This window comes from Clostridium sp. ZBS15 (genome assembly GCF_023845705.1).
GTDB lineage: Bacteria > Bacillota > Clostridia > Clostridiales > Clostridiaceae > Clostridium > Clostridium aquiflavi.
Genome location: NZ_JAMQHY010000022.1, coordinates 1 through 21,106 on the forward strand (window position 1 = coordinate 1; position 21,106 = coordinate 21,106).

12 protein-coding genes and 2 pseudogenes are annotated in these 21,106 nt (G+C 26.7%); 3 read left to right on the forward strand and 11 right to left on the reverse strand.

Translation table 11 applies throughout. From position 1 onward, the window contains the following. Positions 1 to 61: 61 nt before the first annotated feature. From NG904_RS07960 to NG904_RS07970, 3 genes are all read right to left on the reverse strand, one after another. Positions 62 to 568, reverse strand: coding sequence for an NUDIX hydrolase (locus NG904_RS07960; protein ID WP_252230937.1), 507 nt, complete (start codon positions 566 to 568; stop codon positions 62 to 64). Positions 569 to 751: 183 nt separating this feature from the next. Further along, positions 752 to 2,473 (reverse strand): S8 family peptidase, encoded by a 1,722-nt coding sequence (locus NG904_RS07965; protein WP_252230939.1) that lies wholly within the window; start codon positions 2,471 to 2,473, stop codon positions 752 to 754. Continuing rightward, positions 2,460 to 4,286 carry a S8 family peptidase gene (locus tag NG904_RS07970; RefSeq protein ID WP_252230941.1) on the reverse strand — a complete coding sequence of 609 codons (1,827 nt, stop codon included), beginning with the start codon at positions 4,284 to 4,286 and terminating at the stop codon, positions 2,460 to 2,462. The genes NG904_RS07965 and NG904_RS07970 overlap by 14 nt, the downstream gene beginning before the upstream one ends. Positions 4,287 to 4,456: 170 nt before the next feature. Between NG904_RS07970 and NG904_RS07975 the strand changes: the two genes are divergently transcribed. Continuing rightward, positions 4,457 to 5,293, forward strand: a complete 837-nt coding sequence (locus NG904_RS07975; protein WP_252212398.1) for a FlxA-like family protein — start codon at positions 4,457 to 4,459, stop codon at positions 5,291 to 5,293. 85 nt (positions 5,294 to 5,378) lie between these two features. Here the strand turns inward: NG904_RS07975 and ybiA are convergent, their stop codons facing one another. The 4 genes from ybiA to NG904_RS07995 all read right to left on the reverse strand — a co-directional run bounded on the left by ybiA (position 5,379) and on the right by NG904_RS07995 (position 9,588). Further along, positions 5,379 to 6,206 carry a riboflavin biosynthesis intermediates N-glycosidase gene (ybiA, locus tag NG904_RS07980; protein ID WP_252230943.1) on the reverse strand — a complete coding sequence of 276 codons (828 nt, stop codon included), beginning with the start codon at positions 6,204 to 6,206 and terminating at the stop codon, positions 5,379 to 5,381. 29 nt (positions 6,207 to 6,235) lie between these two features. Beyond that, positions 6,236 to 7,705, reverse strand: a complete 1,470-nt coding sequence (locus NG904_RS07985; protein ID WP_252230984.1) for a nicotinate phosphoribosyltransferase — start codon at positions 7,703 to 7,705, stop codon at positions 6,236 to 6,238. Positions 7,706 to 7,847: 142 nt separating this feature from the next. Further along, positions 7,848 to 8,651 carry a phosphoribosyltransferase family protein gene (locus NG904_RS07990; protein WP_252230945.1) on the reverse strand — a complete coding sequence of 268 codons (804 nt, stop codon included), beginning with the start codon at positions 8,649 to 8,651 and terminating at the stop codon, positions 7,848 to 7,850. A 40-nt stretch (positions 8,652 to 8,691) separates the two neighbouring features. Continuing rightward, entirely contained in the window at positions 8,692 to 9,588 is an 897-nt protein-coding gene (locus NG904_RS07995; protein ID WP_252230947.1) for an NUDIX hydrolase, read from the reverse strand. Between the two features lie 225 nt (positions 9,589 to 9,813). Between NG904_RS07995 and NG904_RS08000 the strand changes: the two genes are divergently transcribed. Together NG904_RS08000 and NG904_RS17285 are read left to right on the forward strand one after the other, a co-directional pair. Beyond that, complete coding sequence (locus NG904_RS08000; protein WP_252230949.1) at positions 9,814 to 12,606, forward strand: transglutaminase domain-containing protein; 2,793 nt, start codon at positions 9,814 to 9,816, stop codon at positions 12,604 to 12,606. Continuing rightward, a pseudogene (locus tag NG904_RS17285) lies at positions 12,607 to 12,714 on the forward strand (transglutaminase domain-containing protein); the annotation flags it as partial. It lies immediately after the preceding gene. 103 nt (positions 12,715 to 12,817) lie between these two features. Here NG904_RS17285 and NG904_RS08010 read toward each other — a convergent pair. From NG904_RS08010 to NG904_RS08025, 4 genes and pseudogenes are all read right to left on the reverse strand, one after another. Beyond that, entirely contained in the window at positions 12,818 to 14,590 is a 1,773-nt protein-coding gene (locus NG904_RS08010; protein WP_252225312.1) for a hypothetical protein, read from the reverse strand. Between the two features lie 139 nt (positions 14,591 to 14,729). Beyond that, positions 14,730 to 18,014: a tetratricopeptide repeat protein gene (locus NG904_RS08015; protein ID WP_252230951.1), complete on the reverse strand. Its 3,285-nt coding sequence runs from the start codon at positions 18,012 to 18,014 to the stop codon at positions 14,730 to 14,732. 9 nt (positions 18,015 to 18,023) lie between these two features. After that, positions 18,024 to 19,721, reverse strand: a complete 1,698-nt coding sequence (locus NG904_RS08020) for a molecular chaperone HscC (protein ID WP_252230953.1) — start codon at positions 19,719 to 19,721, stop codon at positions 18,024 to 18,026. A gap of 554 nt (positions 19,722 to 20,275) precedes the next feature. Beyond that, a pseudogene (locus NG904_RS08025) lies at positions 20,276 to 20,893 on the reverse strand (RpnC/YadD family protein); the annotation flags it as partial. Positions 20,894 to 21,106 lie beyond the last annotated feature (213 nt).

Sequence of the window (21,106 nt, forward strand, 5' to 3'; positions counted from 1 at the left end):
TTCATAGGTACCATTTTATTATTATACACACCTTTTTATTCTTTAATATTCTATTTTTATTTTATACCATTAGCATTTCTTGTATTTTGTTTAAAATATCATATATTTCTGGATATTTAAAGGCTTTACCAGTGTTTATCATTTCTTTAAATTTATTAATAGATACCCATTTAATCTCGCTAACCTCTTCTTTTTGTAAAACTGCTCTTGATATATCATAATCTTGTTTTACTGCAAACACATCCCATATAGTATTTCCATGTGTTAAATTAGAAATTAGTATTAAATCTTCATTTGACATCTTTAAATCAATTTCTTCTTTTGCTTCCCTAATACATCCACTCTTTGTATCTTCTCCACTTTTTATGTATCCAGTTGTCATTCCCCAAATATTCGGTAATACTTTTCTACAAGATGCTCTTTTTTGAATTAATATTTCATTTTTACTATTTACCACCCATAATTCAATTGCAAAATTAAATTCATCCTTTTGCAAAGTTTCACCTCTTCTTTTTATTACTCCAGTTTTTTTACCATTCTTATCATATATATCTAATAGCTCGTCCATCATAAATCCTCCATTTGTTATATTAATGTTTTATTTTATACATTGTAAATTTCTAATAATCATATACATATAATTTTATCCATTCTTAATATAAATTATATCATTTAACTATTATAAAAAAAAAGTTCCAAATAATTAAATTTGAAACCCACCTTAATATTAAGTTATTATTTTATACATCAATTAAGTCATATTAGAAAAAATTCCAAGTACATCTAATATTCCGTATCCCCACTGAGGATTAGGATATGAATCTCCAGGTCTTTTTTTAGTTCCTCTTGTTAAATAAGTTTTTATTGTTTGAGAATACATATAAGGATCATTTCCTTCAACAATTCCCCATTGAAATAATATAGCACAAGTTCCAGCAACAACAGCAGCGGAAACACTAGTTCCATTTACAGTTGTAATTGAATTATTAGGAGCTACAGTTACCGCATTTACTCCACCTGCTGCAATATCAACCCTATCAATATAATCATCTAAAAATGACATTCCTGAATAATTTACTATATTATTATTGTTTTGATTATATGCAGCTGCTGTGATTATAGCTGTTGATCCACCTGGATTAGTAAATGTACCAAAAGGGTCCGATGGACTTAATGAAGTATCACCAACTGATAACCCATATTGAGGTATCCATATGTTATAGGTTCCATCTAATACTAAATTAGCTATTAATTTTATTTGCCATATTCCGGGTTGTAAATTATAAAATTGTATACGAATCAACTCGTCTCCTGTATTTTCTTCTGGAATATAAAATTCAATTTTTATTGATGTCTTTTCAAAAACAAAATTGTACTCTTCAGTAAGGTTAATTATAGCAGGTACTATTCCAGTATTTTCTCCTGAAGGTGATACTATATCTACTGTCATTATATTAGGTGGGTCAACCCAAATTTCTGCCCACAAATATTTTTGATCTGGCGATACATTTAATTCTATGGTTCTTGTTTCACCTTCTTTAGCAATCACACCTGAAGCATGCCCTGCCCTAGATCTTTCATTTCCTGCACCTGTTACTACAACTATACCTCTACTATTAGAAATTGATTCTATATATTCCTGTAAAATACCATTTCCTCTATGATTTCCAGAGTTACTTCCAAGTGGAAGATATATAACCATGGGTTCAGTTTTTCTTAAAGCATATTCATATAAGAATTCTAAAGCAGAAAATATTGCAGTAATATTAAAAATAGGAACTTGTGCATTAAATTGAGCTTTATTTGAATAGTCTTCTATTAATTTTACAACTACAAATTTGCAATCAGGTGCAACTCCTTTAAGTTCAGGATTTTTACCTGTGGCACCAATTATTCCACTCATACTAGTTCCATGTCCAACTTCATCAATGCTAGGTACAATGTCATATGGTGATTTCCCTTGCCTATAAGCATTTATCGCTTCTTTTATCTTATCTTTTATATATAAGGCTCCATATGGTATAAATTCAATTTCATCATCTTTATCTGATGTTATTGTTTGATCCCATATACATTCTATTCTAGTATCACCTTGTAAAGTCATAAACTCACTGCTTAAATAATCAATTCCAGTATCAATAATTCCAACAACTACTTCTTTACCAGTTAATTGAAGAGGTAAATCTATCTGTAAACTCCTTACTTGTGAAGCTTCTATAGGCGTAATTTCTTGAAGTGTATAAGTTTCTGTCCCTTTAACATATACAATGTTAGAAAATAAAGGGTCATTTACATTAAGTTTCTTTTCTTTTGGAGTCGAAATTATAGCATATTTATCATTAACTGTTGCTATGTAATATCCTTCCTTTTGCAATGCTTCATCATTGATTTTACCTTGATATTGTACAATGTAGTGATTATAATCTGTATTGTGAAAAAGATTTCTAGGAATATTAGATTCATATCTTAGCATTTGGTATCATCTCCTTTGGAATCCTTATGAATAGTTTATCAACTTGGTATTTAATAAAGTTGTCATTTCTAAAATTCATATTCTCCCTAGTTTTTATATATTTTCTACTTATAACATTAAATGTCCCCAATATATCAAAACTTCCATATCCAATTTCTCTATTTGGATATATATATTCTGGTTTTCTATAAGCACCATATATTAAATAACTCCTGATTTTAGTGGAATACATAGTAGTATCATTTTCATCAACTATTCCCCATTGCAATAAAAGTGCACATCCTCCTGCAATTACAGCTGTTGCAGCTGAACTACCCGATACAACAGTAGTTTCTCCTAGAGCTTTTGTTGTTAAAATATTTATTCCTACTGTAGCAATATCTGGATTAATTAAATTATTAGTATTGAATCCTTTTCCTGACGTTGCAACTAATGACTCATTAACTAATCCGTGATATGCAACTGTAACCACTTTTCTAGCAGTTGCTGGAATTGTTAATGTACTAAATGGATCGGGTTCTAAAAACTTTGTATTTTTTGGTAATGTTGCTTCAGGCTGAAGCCATGCATTATATACACCATCACTTATATAGTCTCCTCTTAAAATAAATTTCCATATACCAGGATTTATATTATTAAAAATCAACTCAATAACTTCATGCCCTGAAAAATGTTCAGGCATATAGTAGTTAAGCTTTAATTTAGCTTTTGAAAAAACAAAATTAATTTCTTCTCTTTTATTTCTTTTTGCTTGAATAAAACTGCTTTCTTCTCCTGTAGGTGAAATTACATTTAGTGACATTTTATTAGGTCTTTTTACCCATATATTAAAAGAAAAATTTTTCATTTGCCTAGGTATATTTAATTCCATACTATCTGTTTCACCTACATTTTTAATAAGGCCTGATGCATGCCCTCCTGCTGCCCCTTCATTTCCAACTCCTGCAACTAACGCTATCCCTCTTATGCTAGCTATAGAAGTTAAATATCTTGAAATTAAATTATTACCATCATGACTTCCTTCGGTTGTACCAACCCCTAAATATATAACCATTGGCTTATTTATTTTTATTGAAAAATTCTTTAAATATTCTATGCCTGCTAATATTTCAGCCGAATTATATACCGGTGTATATTTAACATTATTTTCTTTTAAGCTTTTTTGATAATTTAAAGATTCAAGGAGTTTTACAACTACAAATTCACTATCATTTGCAACTCCCTGAAAGTTACCATTATACCCCCTAGCTCCAATTATCCCAGCCATTTCTGTTCCATGACCTATATCATCTTTTGATGGAACAATAGCATATGGATCCTCTTTATTTTTATAGGCATTTATTGCTTTATTTATTTCTTCATTAGAATAAATGTTACCAAGATATACAGATTCAGCTTTAACATTTTCTATACTTTGATCCCATATTTCAGCTATTCTCGATGTTCCATCTTCCCTAATAAATTCATTATTTAAATAATCAATTCCTGTATCTACAATTCCTACAAGTACACCCTTTCCTGTTAAATTCAAATATGGATTTTTCTTTATTGTTAATATTTGATCAATTGAGCTTGGTGAAATATCTTGCAATACAGACATACTTCTAAAATCAATAAATTTAATTGAAGGAACATCTATTAATACTTGTTCTAAATATTCATAAGGTAATGATATAACACCTATAGTATTTGTTAATACATCCCCACAAGCATATGGTATTTTATCTATTTGACCTTTAAAATCACCCCTATATTCTACTAAAAAATTAGGCGAATCTCCTGAATAATATCCGGAACATATTCTTGAATTCATTTTTACCAATCTCCCACATTGTTTATAATTATTATTATGTGTAAATTATTATAAAAATTTCTTTTTAAGGATATTTTTATCTTTATATTCTTATAATGTAAAACTTTTGAAAAATTATCCGATAATTAAATTGTATGAATTATTTTATGAAAGGAGGATTATTTTCCATTATGATTTTAAATATAAATTCAAATAATATAAATATAGTTAGATCTAATAGTTTTAAAAGAATAGGTGAAATTAATAATAACTATAACAAAGATTTGAAAAAAAATAATGATGATAAAAAAACATCAAGTCTTAATATACAAAAACAAGATAACAATAAAAATGACTTAATTAAAAACCTTCAAAAGCAAAAACAGTATTTAAAAGAAAGAAAACAATCTTTAATTGAAACACCTATGGATCCTAAAGAAAAGAAATATAAACTTGAAGAAATAAATGAAAACCTTCAAGATATAGAAGCTCAAATTCAACAATTAAACATGAACGAAAAAGAAAAAGAAGTTCAAAAAGAGCAAGAAGAGATGTTAAAGAAAAAAGCTAAAGAAGAAGAGCTAAAAGCTAATGAAGATGAAGTGAGAGATGATATAATAATCTCTGCAAGTTTAAATGAACTTATAAAGTTCAGTCATTCTAATGATAATATTCATATGCTTAAAGATAGTAAAAATAGGCAGTTAGTTGAAAAGGGATATATTAAACATGTTACCGACTTAAATGGATATACCAATCCAAATAATTACAACGACAAACGTCTAGCTCAAATCACTAAAAGCATATCATCTTTAGAGCATAGTGTATCTAAAGAAATCAATAAAATTAATAATGCTGCTAAAAGGATACAATATAAAACTCAAATAGCTACTAAAAAACTTAACTCTAATGATGATAAAATCAACAAAGAAAAACAAGTTGTGAGTGATGATAAAGAACAAGAAAATATCAAAGACAACTTAAAACAAAATTTAGATAAAAATCTAAAAACTAAGCAAAATAAATAACTTCTAAAAACATTTAAAATTCTAACTAAAAAATAGTAGATAACTTTATGTAAAATAAGTTATCTACTATTTTAAATTGTATAAACTATAAATCAAAATCTATTTTATTATAATTTTTATATACTCTACTTATTTCATTCCTAACTTCAGTTAAAGCAAACCCTAAAAGATTTTCACCTTTCCATGCTGTAGGATCTTCAACATTGGGATTATCTTTACTCATGCTAATTCCCCATATGTTATCATAAGGACTTGCCTCTACTAAAATTCTATCTTTTGTGTTTAATAAGAATTTCCTTAGCTCTTCATTCTGAGTAAACTTAGCATAATTTCCATTTAAAATTATTGAATATTTATACTTATTCCAAGTATCTTCATCAAAATTTTTGATTTTTCTTCCTAATGCTTTAATCTCTTTAGGATGTTTACTATTCATTATTTTTTCTTCTATTTCCTTATCATTAAAAAGCTTTGCTTTATATGACATCATATATTGCTCCATACAAAAATATTTAATATGTCCTATATTAAAATCACTTTCATACCATTGACTAAAACATGATGTTGAAATCTCACCATTCTTAGAAGGTTGATGTCCCCAAAAGAAAGTATATTTAATTTTATTTCTTTTACTAAAATCTTCTATTAATTGCTTCCTTGAATATTCTGGCTTTCCGTTCTTGGTCCAAAATTTAATATTTTTAAACGAAGTAGAAATTTCCCACATTTTAGGCTTTTCAAACAACTCATTGTATTGATTTTTCTTTTCTTCACTTAGCTTCGAAAACCATCTATAAAATTTTTCACTATATGATTCACCATTCCCCATTCTCCAACCAATACTTCCATTTGGTATATTAGGATACTTAATCCACAACGGAGCCATTAACTTATTCATATCATAATTACTCACAATTTTCACTCTTCTTTCTTTAATATAACTTAAAATTTTCCATGCAGTCTTTCTCTTATTTCTTTTAATGAATACTCTTTGATTAATTTTCCATCTTTAAATACAACTTGTAGTAAATTATCTTTGCAGCTTTCCTGTTCTTGTATTGTTAATTCATCTTTGTAAAAAACATCATCATTATTTTTATAAACATAACACATACCTTTTTGTGATTTTTTAAAATTTCCATTATCCGTTTTAGGATCTTTAAATATAAATTTTTCCTTACCATTTATAATTGCATGAGTCGCTTTTAATGCAAATCCAAATGTATCACGAGTGTTATATTGATAAGTGTATGATCCGATTCCAAAAGTGCAATTATTTACTGCAAAACCCTTATTCATCAACTGCTTACATATTTCTTTGCATCGCTCTACTGTAATGCTATCTCCATAAATTGTTCCTATATGAGAATTTAAAACTTTGTATCCTTTTTTATTTACTTGTCCACCAAATATCTCATATAAAAGTTCAACAGTTCCCTTATATTCTGGACTGTCTTTTGGAGCATCCTTATCTCCACAAATTATCTTAACAGGATCCCCACTATCACCTCTTATAACAATTTTTCCATCCCTATTTAAAATATCAGTTTTCAATATTGGAAGAATATTGGTTATTAGATTCCAATAATCATAAGTATCTGAAACTATACTTAAAATTCCACTTGGAAATACCTCATTAATTAATCTTTTATAAGCTTTAAGTTCATCACTACCATAACTACACATTACACTATGCTCTGTTGATGGAGTACCAATACCTATAATTTCATTTTCCATATTACAATTATAATAATCTTCTAAATAAAGAATTGAAGAAATAGTAGCTGTTCCAGTAAAAGAAAGTAAGTGTCCAGCACTACTAACTTGTGCACTTTCTATTGAACTAAAACCTCTCATACTAAAATCTCCACAAGCTTTAGTTACATCACCATTCACTACTGTTAAGTTAAAATATTCTTCTACAATTTCTCTATATCTATAAGCAATGGTTGCGCTTGTCATTGGTTGCCATATATTACAACTCATAAATGTCTCTAAATAATTTACAAGCCATGCAAACTCATCATGAGTATTAGTTATTTCAATCATTGGAGTCTTTATGTTAACTCTTATCCCCTCTGAAACAGCTTTAATTTGAATAGGCAAATATCCTAAATCATGAAGTTTTTCAATATGAGTAGTATCTGCTGCCATTTCTCCCATTGTTTTTGAAATAACTCTCTTATATTCATTTACTATTTGCACCTTAGAAACACTAAAAAAATTTTCATTAAAATAGTCAATCATATATTTTTTCAAAAAAGATTGCAATCCAAACATAACAACCTTATCCATATTTTCTTTTCTAGACATTCTAGGCGTCCAATAGCTCACAAGTTTTGTCAATCCTTCTGCATAACACATATGGTGTATTGTTTTATAAAAATCAGTTAATAGTAACGGACTCATAATTTCACACTTCCTCATTTTAATTACACCTCATATTTTCACAAATTCTTAAATTCTTAAATTCTTAAATTCTTAAATTCTTAAATTCTTAAATTCTTAAATTCTTAAATTCTTAAATTCTTAAATTCTTAGGAATTATATTCTTTTATATTAATTTAGTTACATCTATTTTTTCATGCTCTCTATTTAAAATACTATTTGTTGTATAAACCTTTTTAATTAAATCCGTTTTTAAAATATCTCCCTTAAATATAGTATCTTCACAATGAGTTACAACTAAATATATTTCTGTAGCTCCCATTTCTCTAAGTTTACCTGCTGTAAGTGTAAATGTTCCGCCTTTTGAGCATAAATCATCTACAATAATTGCTTTAAACTTGTTATTATCTAAAGTTCCATTTATATCAAGCTTTTTAATATATCCACTTTTAAAATCTCTTTCCTTATTTGCAGTTAATACTCTGCCAAATTCAATTTGCTTACTATACCTTTTAGCTGCTCCTGCATCTGGATAAACTAAATAAATAGGCTCATCTTCATTTTCTTTAACTTCATTTAAAACTTTTTCTGTTAATTCTTTAGACATATTAATTACTCTTACCCTATCAAGTAATGCAACACTTACGTCTGAATGTGGTTCATAAATATATACATTCTCAAAATTCAAGGAATTTATCAATTTACAAACATGTTTTAATGTAAATACTGTCATACCTTCAGTTCTGTCCATTCTGCTATAGGGCATATATCCCATAACTAAATTACATCTTAAATTGAATTCGTCTAAATGCCCTTTAAGAAATATTAATTTAGTTATATCTTCATCACTTTCAAATTTTAATTTTATCTCATTAACTTGTTCACTTATAATTAAGTTTTCACAACTAATTAATGATTCTCCATTTGGGAATTTTCTCATCTCAACCTTTTTTCCATTTAAATATAGCATTTCCAAATCCACCTCTCTATGTGAATATTTATATTATAATTTAAAATTTATGTTCAAAATTTTCATTAAACTTAAATACCTTAGCTGGTCTAAAAGGCTTACCTTCTATTTTTTCATCAGTTTCTATAATCATGTCATCCATTTTTCTTCTAAAATTTAAGATTTCTCTTCCCATGATTGCTTCGTATACAAATTGTAGTTCTTTCACTGTAAATAATCTTGGTAATAAATTTAATGCAATTGGTGTATATTCTATTTTATTTCTTACTCTATCAATAGCATAATCTAATATTTTGTAATGATCAAAAGCTAATTCTTCATTTGAAGTATTCATTAACTTATAAGTTAAAACTTTTCTTCTTAATATACCTTTTTCTATTTTTTCAGTGATTTCATAAGAAATTTTTGTTTTTTCACAATCTTCAGCTTTAAGTTCTAAAATATATTTATTTATTATATATTTTTCATCTTTAGTAGATTCGATTAAATCTTTTTTTATCCAAAACCATTTTGTTTCCATAGTATCTTTTGTTTTATTAAAATTAATATTTTCTTTTGCTATTAAGGCTATATTTCCAACACTTATAACCCTAGTTCTTGGATCTCTCTCTACTTCTCCAAAAGTATATAATTGTTCTATATAAACATTATCTATTCCAGTTTCTTCTCTCAGTCTTCTTATAGCCCCTTCTTCTAAGCTTTCATCCATTTTTACAAAACCTCCTGGAATTGCCCATTTCCCTTTAGACGGATGATCATCTCTTTTTACTAAAAGCACTTCCATACCCTTTCTTGGCACTTTGCGTGAATTTTCTTCTAACACATCATCAGTGGTAAATATTATTACATCGTTTGTGACACTAGGTCTTTCAAACTCATTAACATCATAGTTTTTCAAAAATATTTTCTCATCTATATCTAGTTTTTCTTTATTCATACTTTTTCACCTCTAAACTATTTAACTTAATTTTTTAAGAGATTATTTTCTTTGATAATATCTTTTAGATATTATCAATTTGACTTTATGTATTTATAATACATTATATGGTTTTGTTTGTAAAGAGTTCCTTTGATTTTTCGATAAATATATATACAGAAAAATATAAAAAACAAAAATACATTATTATAGAAACAATTCAAATACGAAGGGGAAATATATTAAATGAAAAAAAGAAATCAAATTATTTCAAGCTTAATAGCAATAGCAATTACTACAAGCATTACTAATACATGTGCTTATGCTAAGGATGAAAAAACTAATGATGCAATTAATACAGAAAATTATAATAGTGAATTAGAGAAAGATACTTTAGACTTAAACCAAAGTAAAGTCACTACTGGTGCAGCAGCTTTTATTACTCCAGTGGAAAATACTAAAGTAGATGAAATAGTTGAAGAAAATGAAGAAGAAGTTATAACAATTGAAAATAGTGAACGAACTTTAGATGAATATTTAAAATCTAAAGTACCTAAAAATAGTAGACGTGTAAAAAGATATTCTAATTTTAGTCTTTTTGAAAGCAATAAGGAAAAAATTAAAGAACGAATTAAAAGTGGAATTGAAAATTATGAGACTGATATTGATATAAAAGATCTTGTTAATATAGATGATATAAAAAATAATCAAAATAAAATTCTCGACTTATACTTTGATGTGATGTATGAAAATCCACAAATTTTCTATTCTAGTCCAACTTCTGTAAATTTCGGTAAGTGTACAATTAAATCTTCTGGAGAATTAAATTCCTGTGATATACAAGTGACTTATGAATATAGTAATGATGTTATAGATAAAATGAGAGAAAAACTAAATAGCAAAATAGCTGCTATTAAACAAAAATATTTAGATAACTGCTCAACAAACTTAGAAATAGAATACGCTGCTCACGACTATATTACACAAAACTGCACTTATGATAAAGATAATTATGATAAAGATACAATTCCAAATATTTCACATACATCATATGGTGCACTTGTTAATCAAGTAGCTGTTTGTGATGGATATTCAAAAGCTAATATGCTTTTATTAAATAAATATGGTATTGAAGCTGGAATAGTCACAAATGCTGATCATGCATGGAACTATGTAAATATAGATGGAAATTACTATCAAACAGATTTAACATGGGATGACCCTACTCCAGAAACTAATAAAATTATGTATAAAAATTTTAATTGTTCAGATAGTGTAATGAGTAAGATACATACATGGACATCTACAATACCTGGAAATTGTATTGATACAACCTTTGACAATTTATTTAGAATAGTAAGTGGAAATAGCGTTAGTGAAAAAAACGCGGTAAGAATTAAAGATAAATTATACTATTTAGATGGGGCTGACTTATGGAAATGCAATTTAAATGGTAGTAATAAAATTTTATTTAGTAGAAATATAACCTCAAGTGCTAATATGGTAAATTTAACTGCTCACAATAAAGATATATATTATTTATCTGAACTTGAAATTAAAAAAATTAATATAGATGATAAACAAATAGAAACTTTTAAAAATTTAAGGTCTGAGTTTAACTTTACAAGCGGATCATATTCTGTACAATTTTACATAAAAGATAATAAACTAAATATTAAATTTGGACAAAGCAAAAATGATACTAATCTTAAATATTCAACCAAAGAATACGAATTAAGTAGTACTGAAGATGTTGATACAGATAAGTCAGAAGAAAAAGTTCAAGATGTTATAAAACTTAATAAGTTTAATTTACAAACACTATATAATGATAACAAAGATAAATTAAATGGAAATTATACAGATGAAACTTGGGCTGTATTCTTAAATTCATTAGATGAAGCTAAAAATATATTAGATAGAGATAATATAACTCAAGTTGATGTAGATAATGCAGTAGCTCGTTTACAAACAGCAATAGATAATTTAAAAGAGAAACATCAAGAGATTATAAAACTTAATAAATTTAATCTGCAAAAACTATATAATGCTAATAAAGATAAGCTTAAAGGTAATTATACAAATAATACTTGGGATACATTCTCAGATTCATTAAATGAAGCTAAAAATATATTAGATAGAGATGATATAACTCAAATTGATATAGATAATGCATTACTTTATTTGCAAACAGCAATAGATAATTTACAAGAAAAAGTTCCAGATATAATAAAACCTAATAAAATAAACCATGATTCTTCATCAACTGGCGGTTCAAGTGGTAGTTCAAGAGGTAACGGTTCTAGTGAAAAAAATAGTTCAGGTTCAAGATCATCTGAAAGCAAAATAGTTATAACAAATGAAAATAAGAATATTAATACCAATAAAATTAATATTAGTGATTCATCAAATTTAAATATAGTAAGTACAGTAAAAAATGTAGCTAAAATATTGACTGAAATTAATACTGTTGACAAAGAAATCTCTTTAGACGAAATTTATGAAATTAATAGTGGTGATTTAAAAGGAACTATAGCTAACTTAAAATCAGATAACAAGGAATATATCTATATTTCTTGTACAAATAATGCAGAAAATGCTAACATTAATTCAATTAAAATAGATGCTAGTAAATTAAACAGTAAAGAAAAGTATATTTATAATTTAGATAATGTAACAAACAAATTAATATTTATAAATACTATTCAAGATGATTCAGTTGAAATACAAGCTAACAATCAAACTCAATACATATTATCAAATATGGAAATTCAATCTTTGAAAAATAATAATTGGAATAAAATAAATGATAATTGGCTATATGTTGAAAATGGACAAGTCGCAACAGGCTGGATTAAAACATTAGATAGTAAATGGTATCATATGGATAATCAAGGTATAATGCAAAAAGGTTGGGTACAAGATAATAATAAATGGTATCACCTATCAAATAGTGGATATATGAATACTGGCTGGTTTAAAGATACTGATGGAGATTGGTATTATTTAAATACAGATGGTTCAATGAAAACAGGCTGATTTAAAGATGTTAGCGGTAATTGGTACTACCTAAAATCAAATGGTTCAATGGCAGTAGATACTAAAGTAAATGGATATTATGTAAATAAAAGTGGTTTATGGGAATAAACAAAAAAGAAAAATGGATTTGCATTACACAAATCCATTTTTCTTTTGATCTAATATATTTTTTTATATACTTCTTTCTTCTAACGCTAGTACATTAATATAATTATAAATTTAAAGTTTGTTTTAATTTATCAGTATTTTGTTCTATTTCAAGAAAAATTTCTACTAATTTGTTTTGATCTATTTTAAATATTTCTACCTTTTCCTCATTTGGTTCTTCAATAGGTTTATTTAAAGGCATTCTTCCATATGAAAAATCAAGAGTAATGTACTCATTAGTATTTGCTATATTTTTATTAAAATTAATTTTATCAAAATCAAATTTTAAATACTTATTTTCTTTATTAAAATCATATTTACCATTATAAGCAAAAGTCATCTCTTCCCCATTAGCACCAAACTTAAATTCTCCATTTAATTTTTTACTCTCAGTATCATATTTAGTATTTAAATCAATACCTAGTGTTTCTCCATGACTAGTAATTTTACCTGAAAATACATTTTGAGTGCTAGATTCTTCATTTATTGTTTTTAAATTCATATCTGCATTAGCTTGTACACCATTATTATCAAAAAGCATAGATATATCAATGTCATCACCAATATTATCTTTTCCTTTATATTCAATTGATGAATTGATTTTTAAAGTATCATCTTTCATATTTATACCTGTATCAAAATCAGTCTTAACAGCTCTACCTTTTTTATCAACATAAACTTTCATAGAGATATCATTTACTGAAAAATCATTTTTTAAATAAGATATAAACTTTTCTAAACTCTTAAATGAATCAAGCATTTCATCTGAATTTTTCACAGTAGATATACTATTAAAGTTTTTAAAATATCTATTTAATATATTTCTTGCCTCTGTATCATTTTCAAAATAATCATAAATACTTAATAAAAACTTATCTATTTCATTTTTAGAAATGGACACATCATATCCCTTACATTTTTGATTTACTCCATTAATCATAATCTCTTTAGACTTATCTAACTTTTTAACTATAATACTATCAGCTATTTGTGATAAATCATTTTCATGAGATTTTAAATAGCCTTTAACTAAAACCTCTTTAAGTTCATTATATGTTGGTATTTCATCATCTTCAAACATTTTTAATGTTATTTCATCATTAGGCATTCTTCCTTGTTGTCCAAAAATAGAATTATTATATTGATTTTGAATATTTTCACAATCAAACATAAACCATTTACTATATATTGATGGTAATTTAACCATAAGTTTTTGATTATCTGTATAAACATTAAAGCTTCCTGTGTCTTGACCTTGATATTTTGCTGATAAACTTATTAAAGCTTTTTTATTATCATTATCTATAGCGGACGTTAATTTAAATCCTGTACCATAAGCCTCTTGTAATTCCTCTATATTGCTTGATACCATATTCATTTCCATTTCTTGATTTAATCCCTTATCATATACATTTAAGAAATCTTTTTCTCCTGTTACTTGTTCAGAAAATGTTTTTCTAGAATTTAATTCATCATTAGTAGCTTTAAGTGCTTTTACCACCTTCACTTTAGGATTATTGACTATAGAAAAACTTGCTATTGCAATAATCAGTACCACAGTTGCTATGATGCATGTTATTGCTATTAATGGTTTTTTATTTTTTTTATTAAGCTTTTTTTGTTGTTGATTTTCACTATGTGAATTTTCATTGCTTGGTTCATTGGGTGAATTTGAATAATTTTCACCATTCTCATTACTTTGAAGTCCACTTTCAATAGTCTTCTCATTTTCATTAATTGTAATTTGTCCCTCTGTTTTAGTTACTTTTTTATCAGCTACTTTGCTGATATTTTCTTCATTAGACTTATGGTTTCCCATATTTGTTTCATCATTCATTATTATTTTTACCCCTTGTATAAATTTATTTAATAAGCCATTGTTTCAATATTAGGATTAGCTTTTAAATATCTAAGCCCTGAACCTAAATAATATTTTTATTTATAATAAAATATCAATCCAATTTTAAAACAAAGCATTATTTTTTAATTAATTTTAAAACCTTATCTTTTTCTTCTTTGTATTCCTCATCATCTGATTTTATTTTTAAAGCTTTATCAAAATATTCTAAAGCCTTGTCATATTCTTTATTTTCCTTATAGATTTTACCAATACCAAAATATCCTGAATGGCATTGTTTTTCATCACAATCACAACTAATTGGTGCTGTTTTAATTGCCTTTATATAAAATTCATAAGCTTTATCATTATTACCTATTTTACTATAACAACGCGCTACGCTTTTATAAGTACAAGCATGCTCTTCACCATCTTCAATTAATTCTAGATAATACTCTAATGCCTTTTTATAATACTTTTTAGCGCTCTCTATCTTACCTAATTCATCATATGAATCCGCTATTTCAAGGCTAATCTTCCTTGTATCATCTAAGTATTTTTCTTGCTTTTTATAATATTTAATAGCTTCCTCATGATTATCCCATGCTTTTTCATAACAATCTCCAATATTTTTATATGCATCCTTATGTTCAGGATCAAGTTCAACTGCTTTTTTATAATTTTCAATTGCCTTTTCATAATCTTCAAATCTTATTTCATATAATACACCTATACAATTATATAAATAAGCAGTCTTACCAGTTGCTTCAATTTGCTTTTGATAATAAGTTAACGCTTCGCTATAATCCTCCAACTTTCTATAACAACTTGCAATATCAGAATATCCATTTCTATCTTCAGGGTTTAACTTCATAACATTCTTGTAATTTTCAATTGCTTTATTATAATCATTCAGATCATTTTCATATAAGTTTCCAAGTTGATTATATATATATTCGTTACCACCTGTTATTTCTAATCCTCTTGTATAGCACTCAATAGCTTTTGTATAATCTTCTAATAAGCCATAGCAATATCCTAAATTTACAAAAGCATAATCATTTTCCTTATCTATAGCTGCTGTCTTACTAAAATACTTTATTGCATTTTCATAATCGTTTAAGTCATAAGCATAAGTTGCAGCTATTGTATTATAAAAATATTCATAGTCACTATTAAATTCCATTTGTTTCTCTAGATACTCTATTTTCTTTTCATAATCTCCACGCCAATTTCCATACAAATTAGCTATATTACAATAGGAATACATTTGTTTAGGATTTACCTCTATAGCTTTTTCATAACACTTAAGAGCTTCTTTAAACTTTTCCAATTTTTCGTAAGCTAGTCCAAGACTATTGTAATATTCATCATAGTTAGGTTCTATTTTTATAGCTTCTATATAACACTTTATGCATTTTTTATATAAGCCCATTTCATCATATAACATTGCTTTTCTCTCATAAGCAACATCTTGATTATTACCTTTGCTTATAATTATATCCGCATCTTTTAAAGCATTATCATATTGTTTTAAATCCTTATATATGCTCATACGCAAATAATAATTGCTTAATTTATCTTCGTCTATTTTTATACACTCATTAACATAAGAAATTGCTTTATCATACTCTTGTTCATAAGAACTTAATAAAGATAACTCATAGTAAATCTCATCTTTGTTGCCTTCTTCTTCTAAAAGTTTGTTAGCTAAATCAAAAGCTTCATCATATTCTTCTAATTTTCTTAATGTTCTTACTTTATATATCTGAATTTCTCTATTGGTTATATCGTAATCTTCAGTTTGCTTTATTAAGCTTAAGGCATCTTCATACTGTCCTACTGTATAATATATTTTAATTTCAATACTATACGCATCTGTAAAATAAGGATATATGCTTATACACTCTTCTAAGCTTTCTAGCGCTTCTCTAAAGTTTTCTAATTTATAAAGAGCTTCCCCTTTGCATAAATACACATGTGCATTATTCGCATCAAGTTCTAATGCTATATTGCATGCATCTACAGCTTCTTCATATCTATTTAATTTATTAAGCACTCTACACTTTCTAAAATTAGCTTCTCCATAGTTATGTCTTAATTCTAAAGCTTTATTATACCATTTTAAACCTTCATCTAATTTATTTAAATTTTCAAGTTGTCTACCCTCTTGAACACAAATATATGGCGTATTATTCTCATCATCATTTATCTCATACCACTTTTCAAATAATGCAAGAGCTTCTTCATATCTCTTCAATTCAGAATAAGTTCTTCCTAATAAATCATAGTACTCGCACTTTTCATCATCTTCTGGTTTTATGCTTTCAGCAGTCTCTTTTGTATCCTCATAAGCATATACTTGAAATTGCAGCCAAGCTAATTTAAATTTAAACTCATTGCCTTCTGCACTCTTAACTTCTTCTTTATACTTTTCTATAAGCTTTAAATTTGTATCACGAACACAGGTCATTATATATTCATTATAAGGATAAATCTCTAGCACTTTTATATAATATTCCTTTGCATCTTCGTATTCACCAAATTCAAAATAGCAATCTGCAAGACCTTTTATAGCACCTATATTTCCTCCATCTTCCTCAAGAACTTTTTCATAATATTCCTTAGCTTTTTGTATATGTTCTCCACCTAAATAAAATTCAACTTGTGCTAATATAAAATAAGAATATTGGTCTTTATATTCTTCTATTAGTTTATCTCCTAATTTTTTAGCCTTTTCAAATTCTTTAGTATAAAGATGATACTTAATCTTTAATATAGTCATGTCTGGATGATCAATATTAAGACCATCTACCCTATCCAATATTTTTTTTGATTCATCTAGTTTATCCTCTTTTAATGCTGATCTTAATTCATAAAAAAGATATATAAATTCATCATAATTTCTATCTTCATCGCAGTTAAAAAGTTCATATCTTATATCATCACTACTGTCTATTTTATACATTAAAAAATCAACAAAGTTTTCATGATAGCTTTGTTTAAGTTCTTCTTCTTTTTCACTCCAGTTAAAACTTTCATCAAATAACTTAAATATCTTACTTGGCATATAATATTCATCCATAAGAAAAGTAAGTAGCTTATCACTAACTTCTTCTGCTGAATCCAACTGAAAACAAACCTCGTCTTCTAATAACTTTTTCCAATATTCTTCATTAATCCTTAAAGAAAACTCATTATATAATTTTCTAACCTTATTAATCCATATTCCTGCTGGGGAGTTATCTTCATCTATATTACACTCATCTGCCATCTTCAAAGCCTCTTCATAAGCTGCTCTTAACCTTTGAAAGCCTTCAGCATCATCTTCAGGATTATAAATACTTAATCTTTCCATATAAGCTTCTTTTATTAAATTTTTATCTTTAGTTTCTTTTATTCCTAGTACTAACCACGTGTCCATAAAATCCTCCTATAGCCATTCATCATCAATGTCCTCTAATACTTCTTTAAGATCTTTTGCTACTTTCTGAACTTCTCTTTTATCTTGTTTGTCCAATACATTTTCAAATTCTTCAAGAAGTTTAGCTATATATTCTCTTTTTTTCCCTATATTTTCTTCATATAACCTCTCACCTCTAGATAAAAGAAGTTTATTTTCTTCTTCCTCTCTTGGATGAATTTTAAGTTCCTTAAGTTCTTCTAACCTTTTTTCAACCTCTTCATCACTCATAGAATTGGAATTATTTTTTATAATTATTCTTTTCTTAAATTCAGTACTAACTACTGTAACTTCCACTTCTAATATCCCATTAATATCATATGTATAACGTATATCTATAGATTGTTCTCCACCTTTTCCCTTTGGAACTGGTACATTGATTTCTCCAAGATAAATATTATCTTTAGATAATCTACTTTCGCCTTGAAGCACCTTTACTGATATAGACTTTTGATTATCATATATGGTATATAATCTATCAATCTTACTAACAGGAATTATAGTATTTCTCTCAATTATTGGGTAAAAATGTCCACTTTCATAATTTCCATTGGCTTTTTCAATAGAAATGCTTGTACCTAATGTATATGGGCACACATCGGTTAGAACTATTTCTCTAATAGCCTTATCTCTAGATTTCATAGCACCTTGAATAGCAGCACCTAAAGATACTGCTTCATCAGGATTAATATGCACAAGAGGCAATCTTCCAAATAATTTAGCAACAAAATTTCTTATAATAGGTAACTTTGTTGCACCTCCAACAAGAACAATGCTATCTATTTCTCTAATCTTTATAGATGCATCACTTAAAGCCCTTTCAATTGGTCTTCTAAGCTTTTTCAGTATTAACTGACATGACTTTTCATAATCATCTAAATTTAAGCTATATTCTAATACTTCCTCTTCAACCTTACATTTCATTATTACTTCTTTTTCTTTACTAAAACTTAATTTAGTAATTTCAGATTGTCTTTTTATATTAGATAAAGTTTTATTATCAAGATTTTTCTTATCAAGCTTATATGAATTAATGAACATATTTTCAATTATTTCTGTAAAGTCTTCTCCACCCAAATAGTTATTACCAGCTACAGCTCTTACTTCCATAACATTTTTATATAATTCTAAAATAGAAACATCAAATGTGCCTCCACCAAGATCAAATACTAAAAATTTTGTATTATCTTTCTTTTGATTAAGTCCATAAGCTATAGCAGCTGCCGTTGGTTCATTAATTAATCTTTCAACCTTTAATCCTGCAAGTTCTCCTGCTCTTTTAGTTGCTTTACGTTGTGCATCATTAAAGTACGCTGGTACACTAATAATTGCTTCGACAACTTCTTCCTTTAAATAAAACTCTGCATCTTCCTTTAAAGAACGAAGTACAAAAGAAGATAATTCCTCTGGTAAGAACTCCTTACTGCCAATCTTAAATACCTTTTCACTTCCCATACTTCTTTTAAAAATAGAAACAGTATTCTCTGGATAAACACTTTGTCTTTCTCTTGCAATCTTTCCAATATAAATTTGCTCATTTTCATCTATACTTACTACAGATGGAGTTAATAAATCTCCTAATCTATTTGGTATAATAGCAGGTCCATCCTCAGTAAAATAAGATACCAAACTATTAGTAGTTCCTAAATCAATCCCAATAATGGCCATTATTCATCCCCCTGTTTTTCCTTCTTCTTATTACAAATTCTAGTTTTCTTATGTTATACTTCACATTTTTTATTATAATCACTTCTATTAAGGATTTTAAAAGTGATTTTTATTTTATAGTTCAACATCTTATTTAATAATTTTTACAAACCCTATCATTAAGTTATTTCCTATATTTTTTAGATTCTTATTCCATTTTAAATCTATAATAATTAATTCCATTTTTAGAAACATAATCTATATATAGTATATTTTCGTTCATATTAGACATTTCTTTACATTAAGTTTACAAAATAAACTAAAAAATCACTTAAATGAATATTTACTTTTTCTCCCTCTACCACTAGAACTTTTCCTTCAATAGTCCCTCCCGTTATTCATTATAAATTATATACTCTCCCTATATTTTGATTAAAAGAGTAACCTGAATAATCTTTTAATATTTCATTTATAAGTAATTGAAGTATAAAAAAGTGCTCCCACTACAAAAAATAATTTTTATAGTGGAAGCATTTGAAATGGTATCATGTTATTCACAATTTAATACTTAATTTTTAATTACAATTCAATCGTAATTTTCTTATTTCATCAATGTTAAGGCCTGTTTTTAATGATATAGTCTCATCATCTAAAACATCCAATAAATTTTTAGCAATCTCAATTTTTCCTTTTTCGATTCCTTTCTCTTCCCCTTTTTGTTCATAATATTTTTGTCTTATTTGATCAACTGTCATTCTTACAGCACCTCCTCTTTCTCTTTTATATTCTTCAAATTTTTGTTTTAATTCTCTATCTTCAATTAAAAATAAATATTCTAAAAAGTCAGCTAATGCTTTTATTTGTTCTTCATTTTTAACTTTATTGTATTCAACTAACTCTTCTGCAAGTTGTATTTTTGCTTTATAAATATCCTCATCTGCTGACTTTGTTTCTAGTAACGTTTTGGCCATTTTAAATACTAATTTAAGTGGATTATCATCACTTATATTTTCTAAGTCTATTTTTTCAACATCTATTGTTCTAAAATTATAAACTAAAATTTCATCTTCTATATTTGGAACTTTATATACATACCTCTTGTCTTTTCCACCCTTATATGTATATATAGCTGCTGCAATAACTTCACTTTTATCTTTGTTTTTATATCTAAATTTATCCCATATTCTATAAAAAAGTTCATTTTTTATATCTCTATTATATCTTATTAATTATACTTTAGATTTATATTTTCACTTTTGTGGAAATTTTAATAATTATAAGTCTCTCATCTTAATTAATACTAAAATGAGGAATATTAATTACAAAAAATTATTTATTACTAATCTAAATCAATTATTGATGGTTCTAAAAAGTAACTGTTTCTCCTAAAGCATTTTTAACTTCTA

What these genes read in the sequence shown, in the direction of transcription:
- NG904_RS08010 (WP_252225312.1), bottom strand. Translation starts at nt 14,590, where the DNA reads ATGAATGATGAAACAAATATGGGAAACCATAAGTCTAATGAAGAAAAT.
- NG904_RS07960 (WP_252230937.1), bottom strand. Translation starts at nt 568, where the DNA reads ATGGACGAGCTATTAGATATATATGATAAGAATGGTAAAAAAACTGGA.
- NG904_RS07975 (WP_252212398.1), top strand. Translation starts at nt 4,457, where the DNA reads ATGATTTTAAATATAAATTCAAATAATATAAATATAGTTAGATCTAAT.
- NG904_RS08015 (WP_252230951.1), bottom strand. Translation starts at nt 18,014, where the DNA reads ATGGACACGTGGTTAGTACTAGGAATAAAAGAAACTAAAGATAAAAAT.
- NG904_RS07965 (WP_252230939.1), bottom strand. Translation starts at nt 2,473, where the DNA reads ATGCTAAGATATGAATCTAATATTCCTAGAAATCTTTTTCACAATACA.
- NG904_RS08020 (WP_252230953.1), bottom strand. Translation starts at nt 19,721, where the DNA reads ATGGCCATTATTGGGATTGATTTAGGAACTACTAATAGTTTGGTATCT.
- NG904_RS08000 (WP_252230949.1), top strand. Translation starts at nt 9,814, where the DNA reads ATGAAAAAAAGAAATCAAATTATTTCAAGCTTAATAGCAATAGCAATT.
- NG904_RS07970 (WP_252230941.1), bottom strand. Translation starts at nt 4,286, where the DNA reads ATGAATTCAAGAATATGTTCCGGATATTATTCAGGAGATTCGCCTAAT.
- NG904_RS07990 (WP_252230945.1), bottom strand. Translation starts at nt 8,651, where the DNA reads ATGCTATATTTAAATGGAAAAAAGGTTGAGATGAGAAAATTCCCAAAT.
- NG904_RS07995 (WP_252230947.1), bottom strand. Translation starts at nt 9,588, where the DNA reads ATGAATAAAGAAAAACTAGATATAGATGAGAAAATATTTTTGAAAAAC.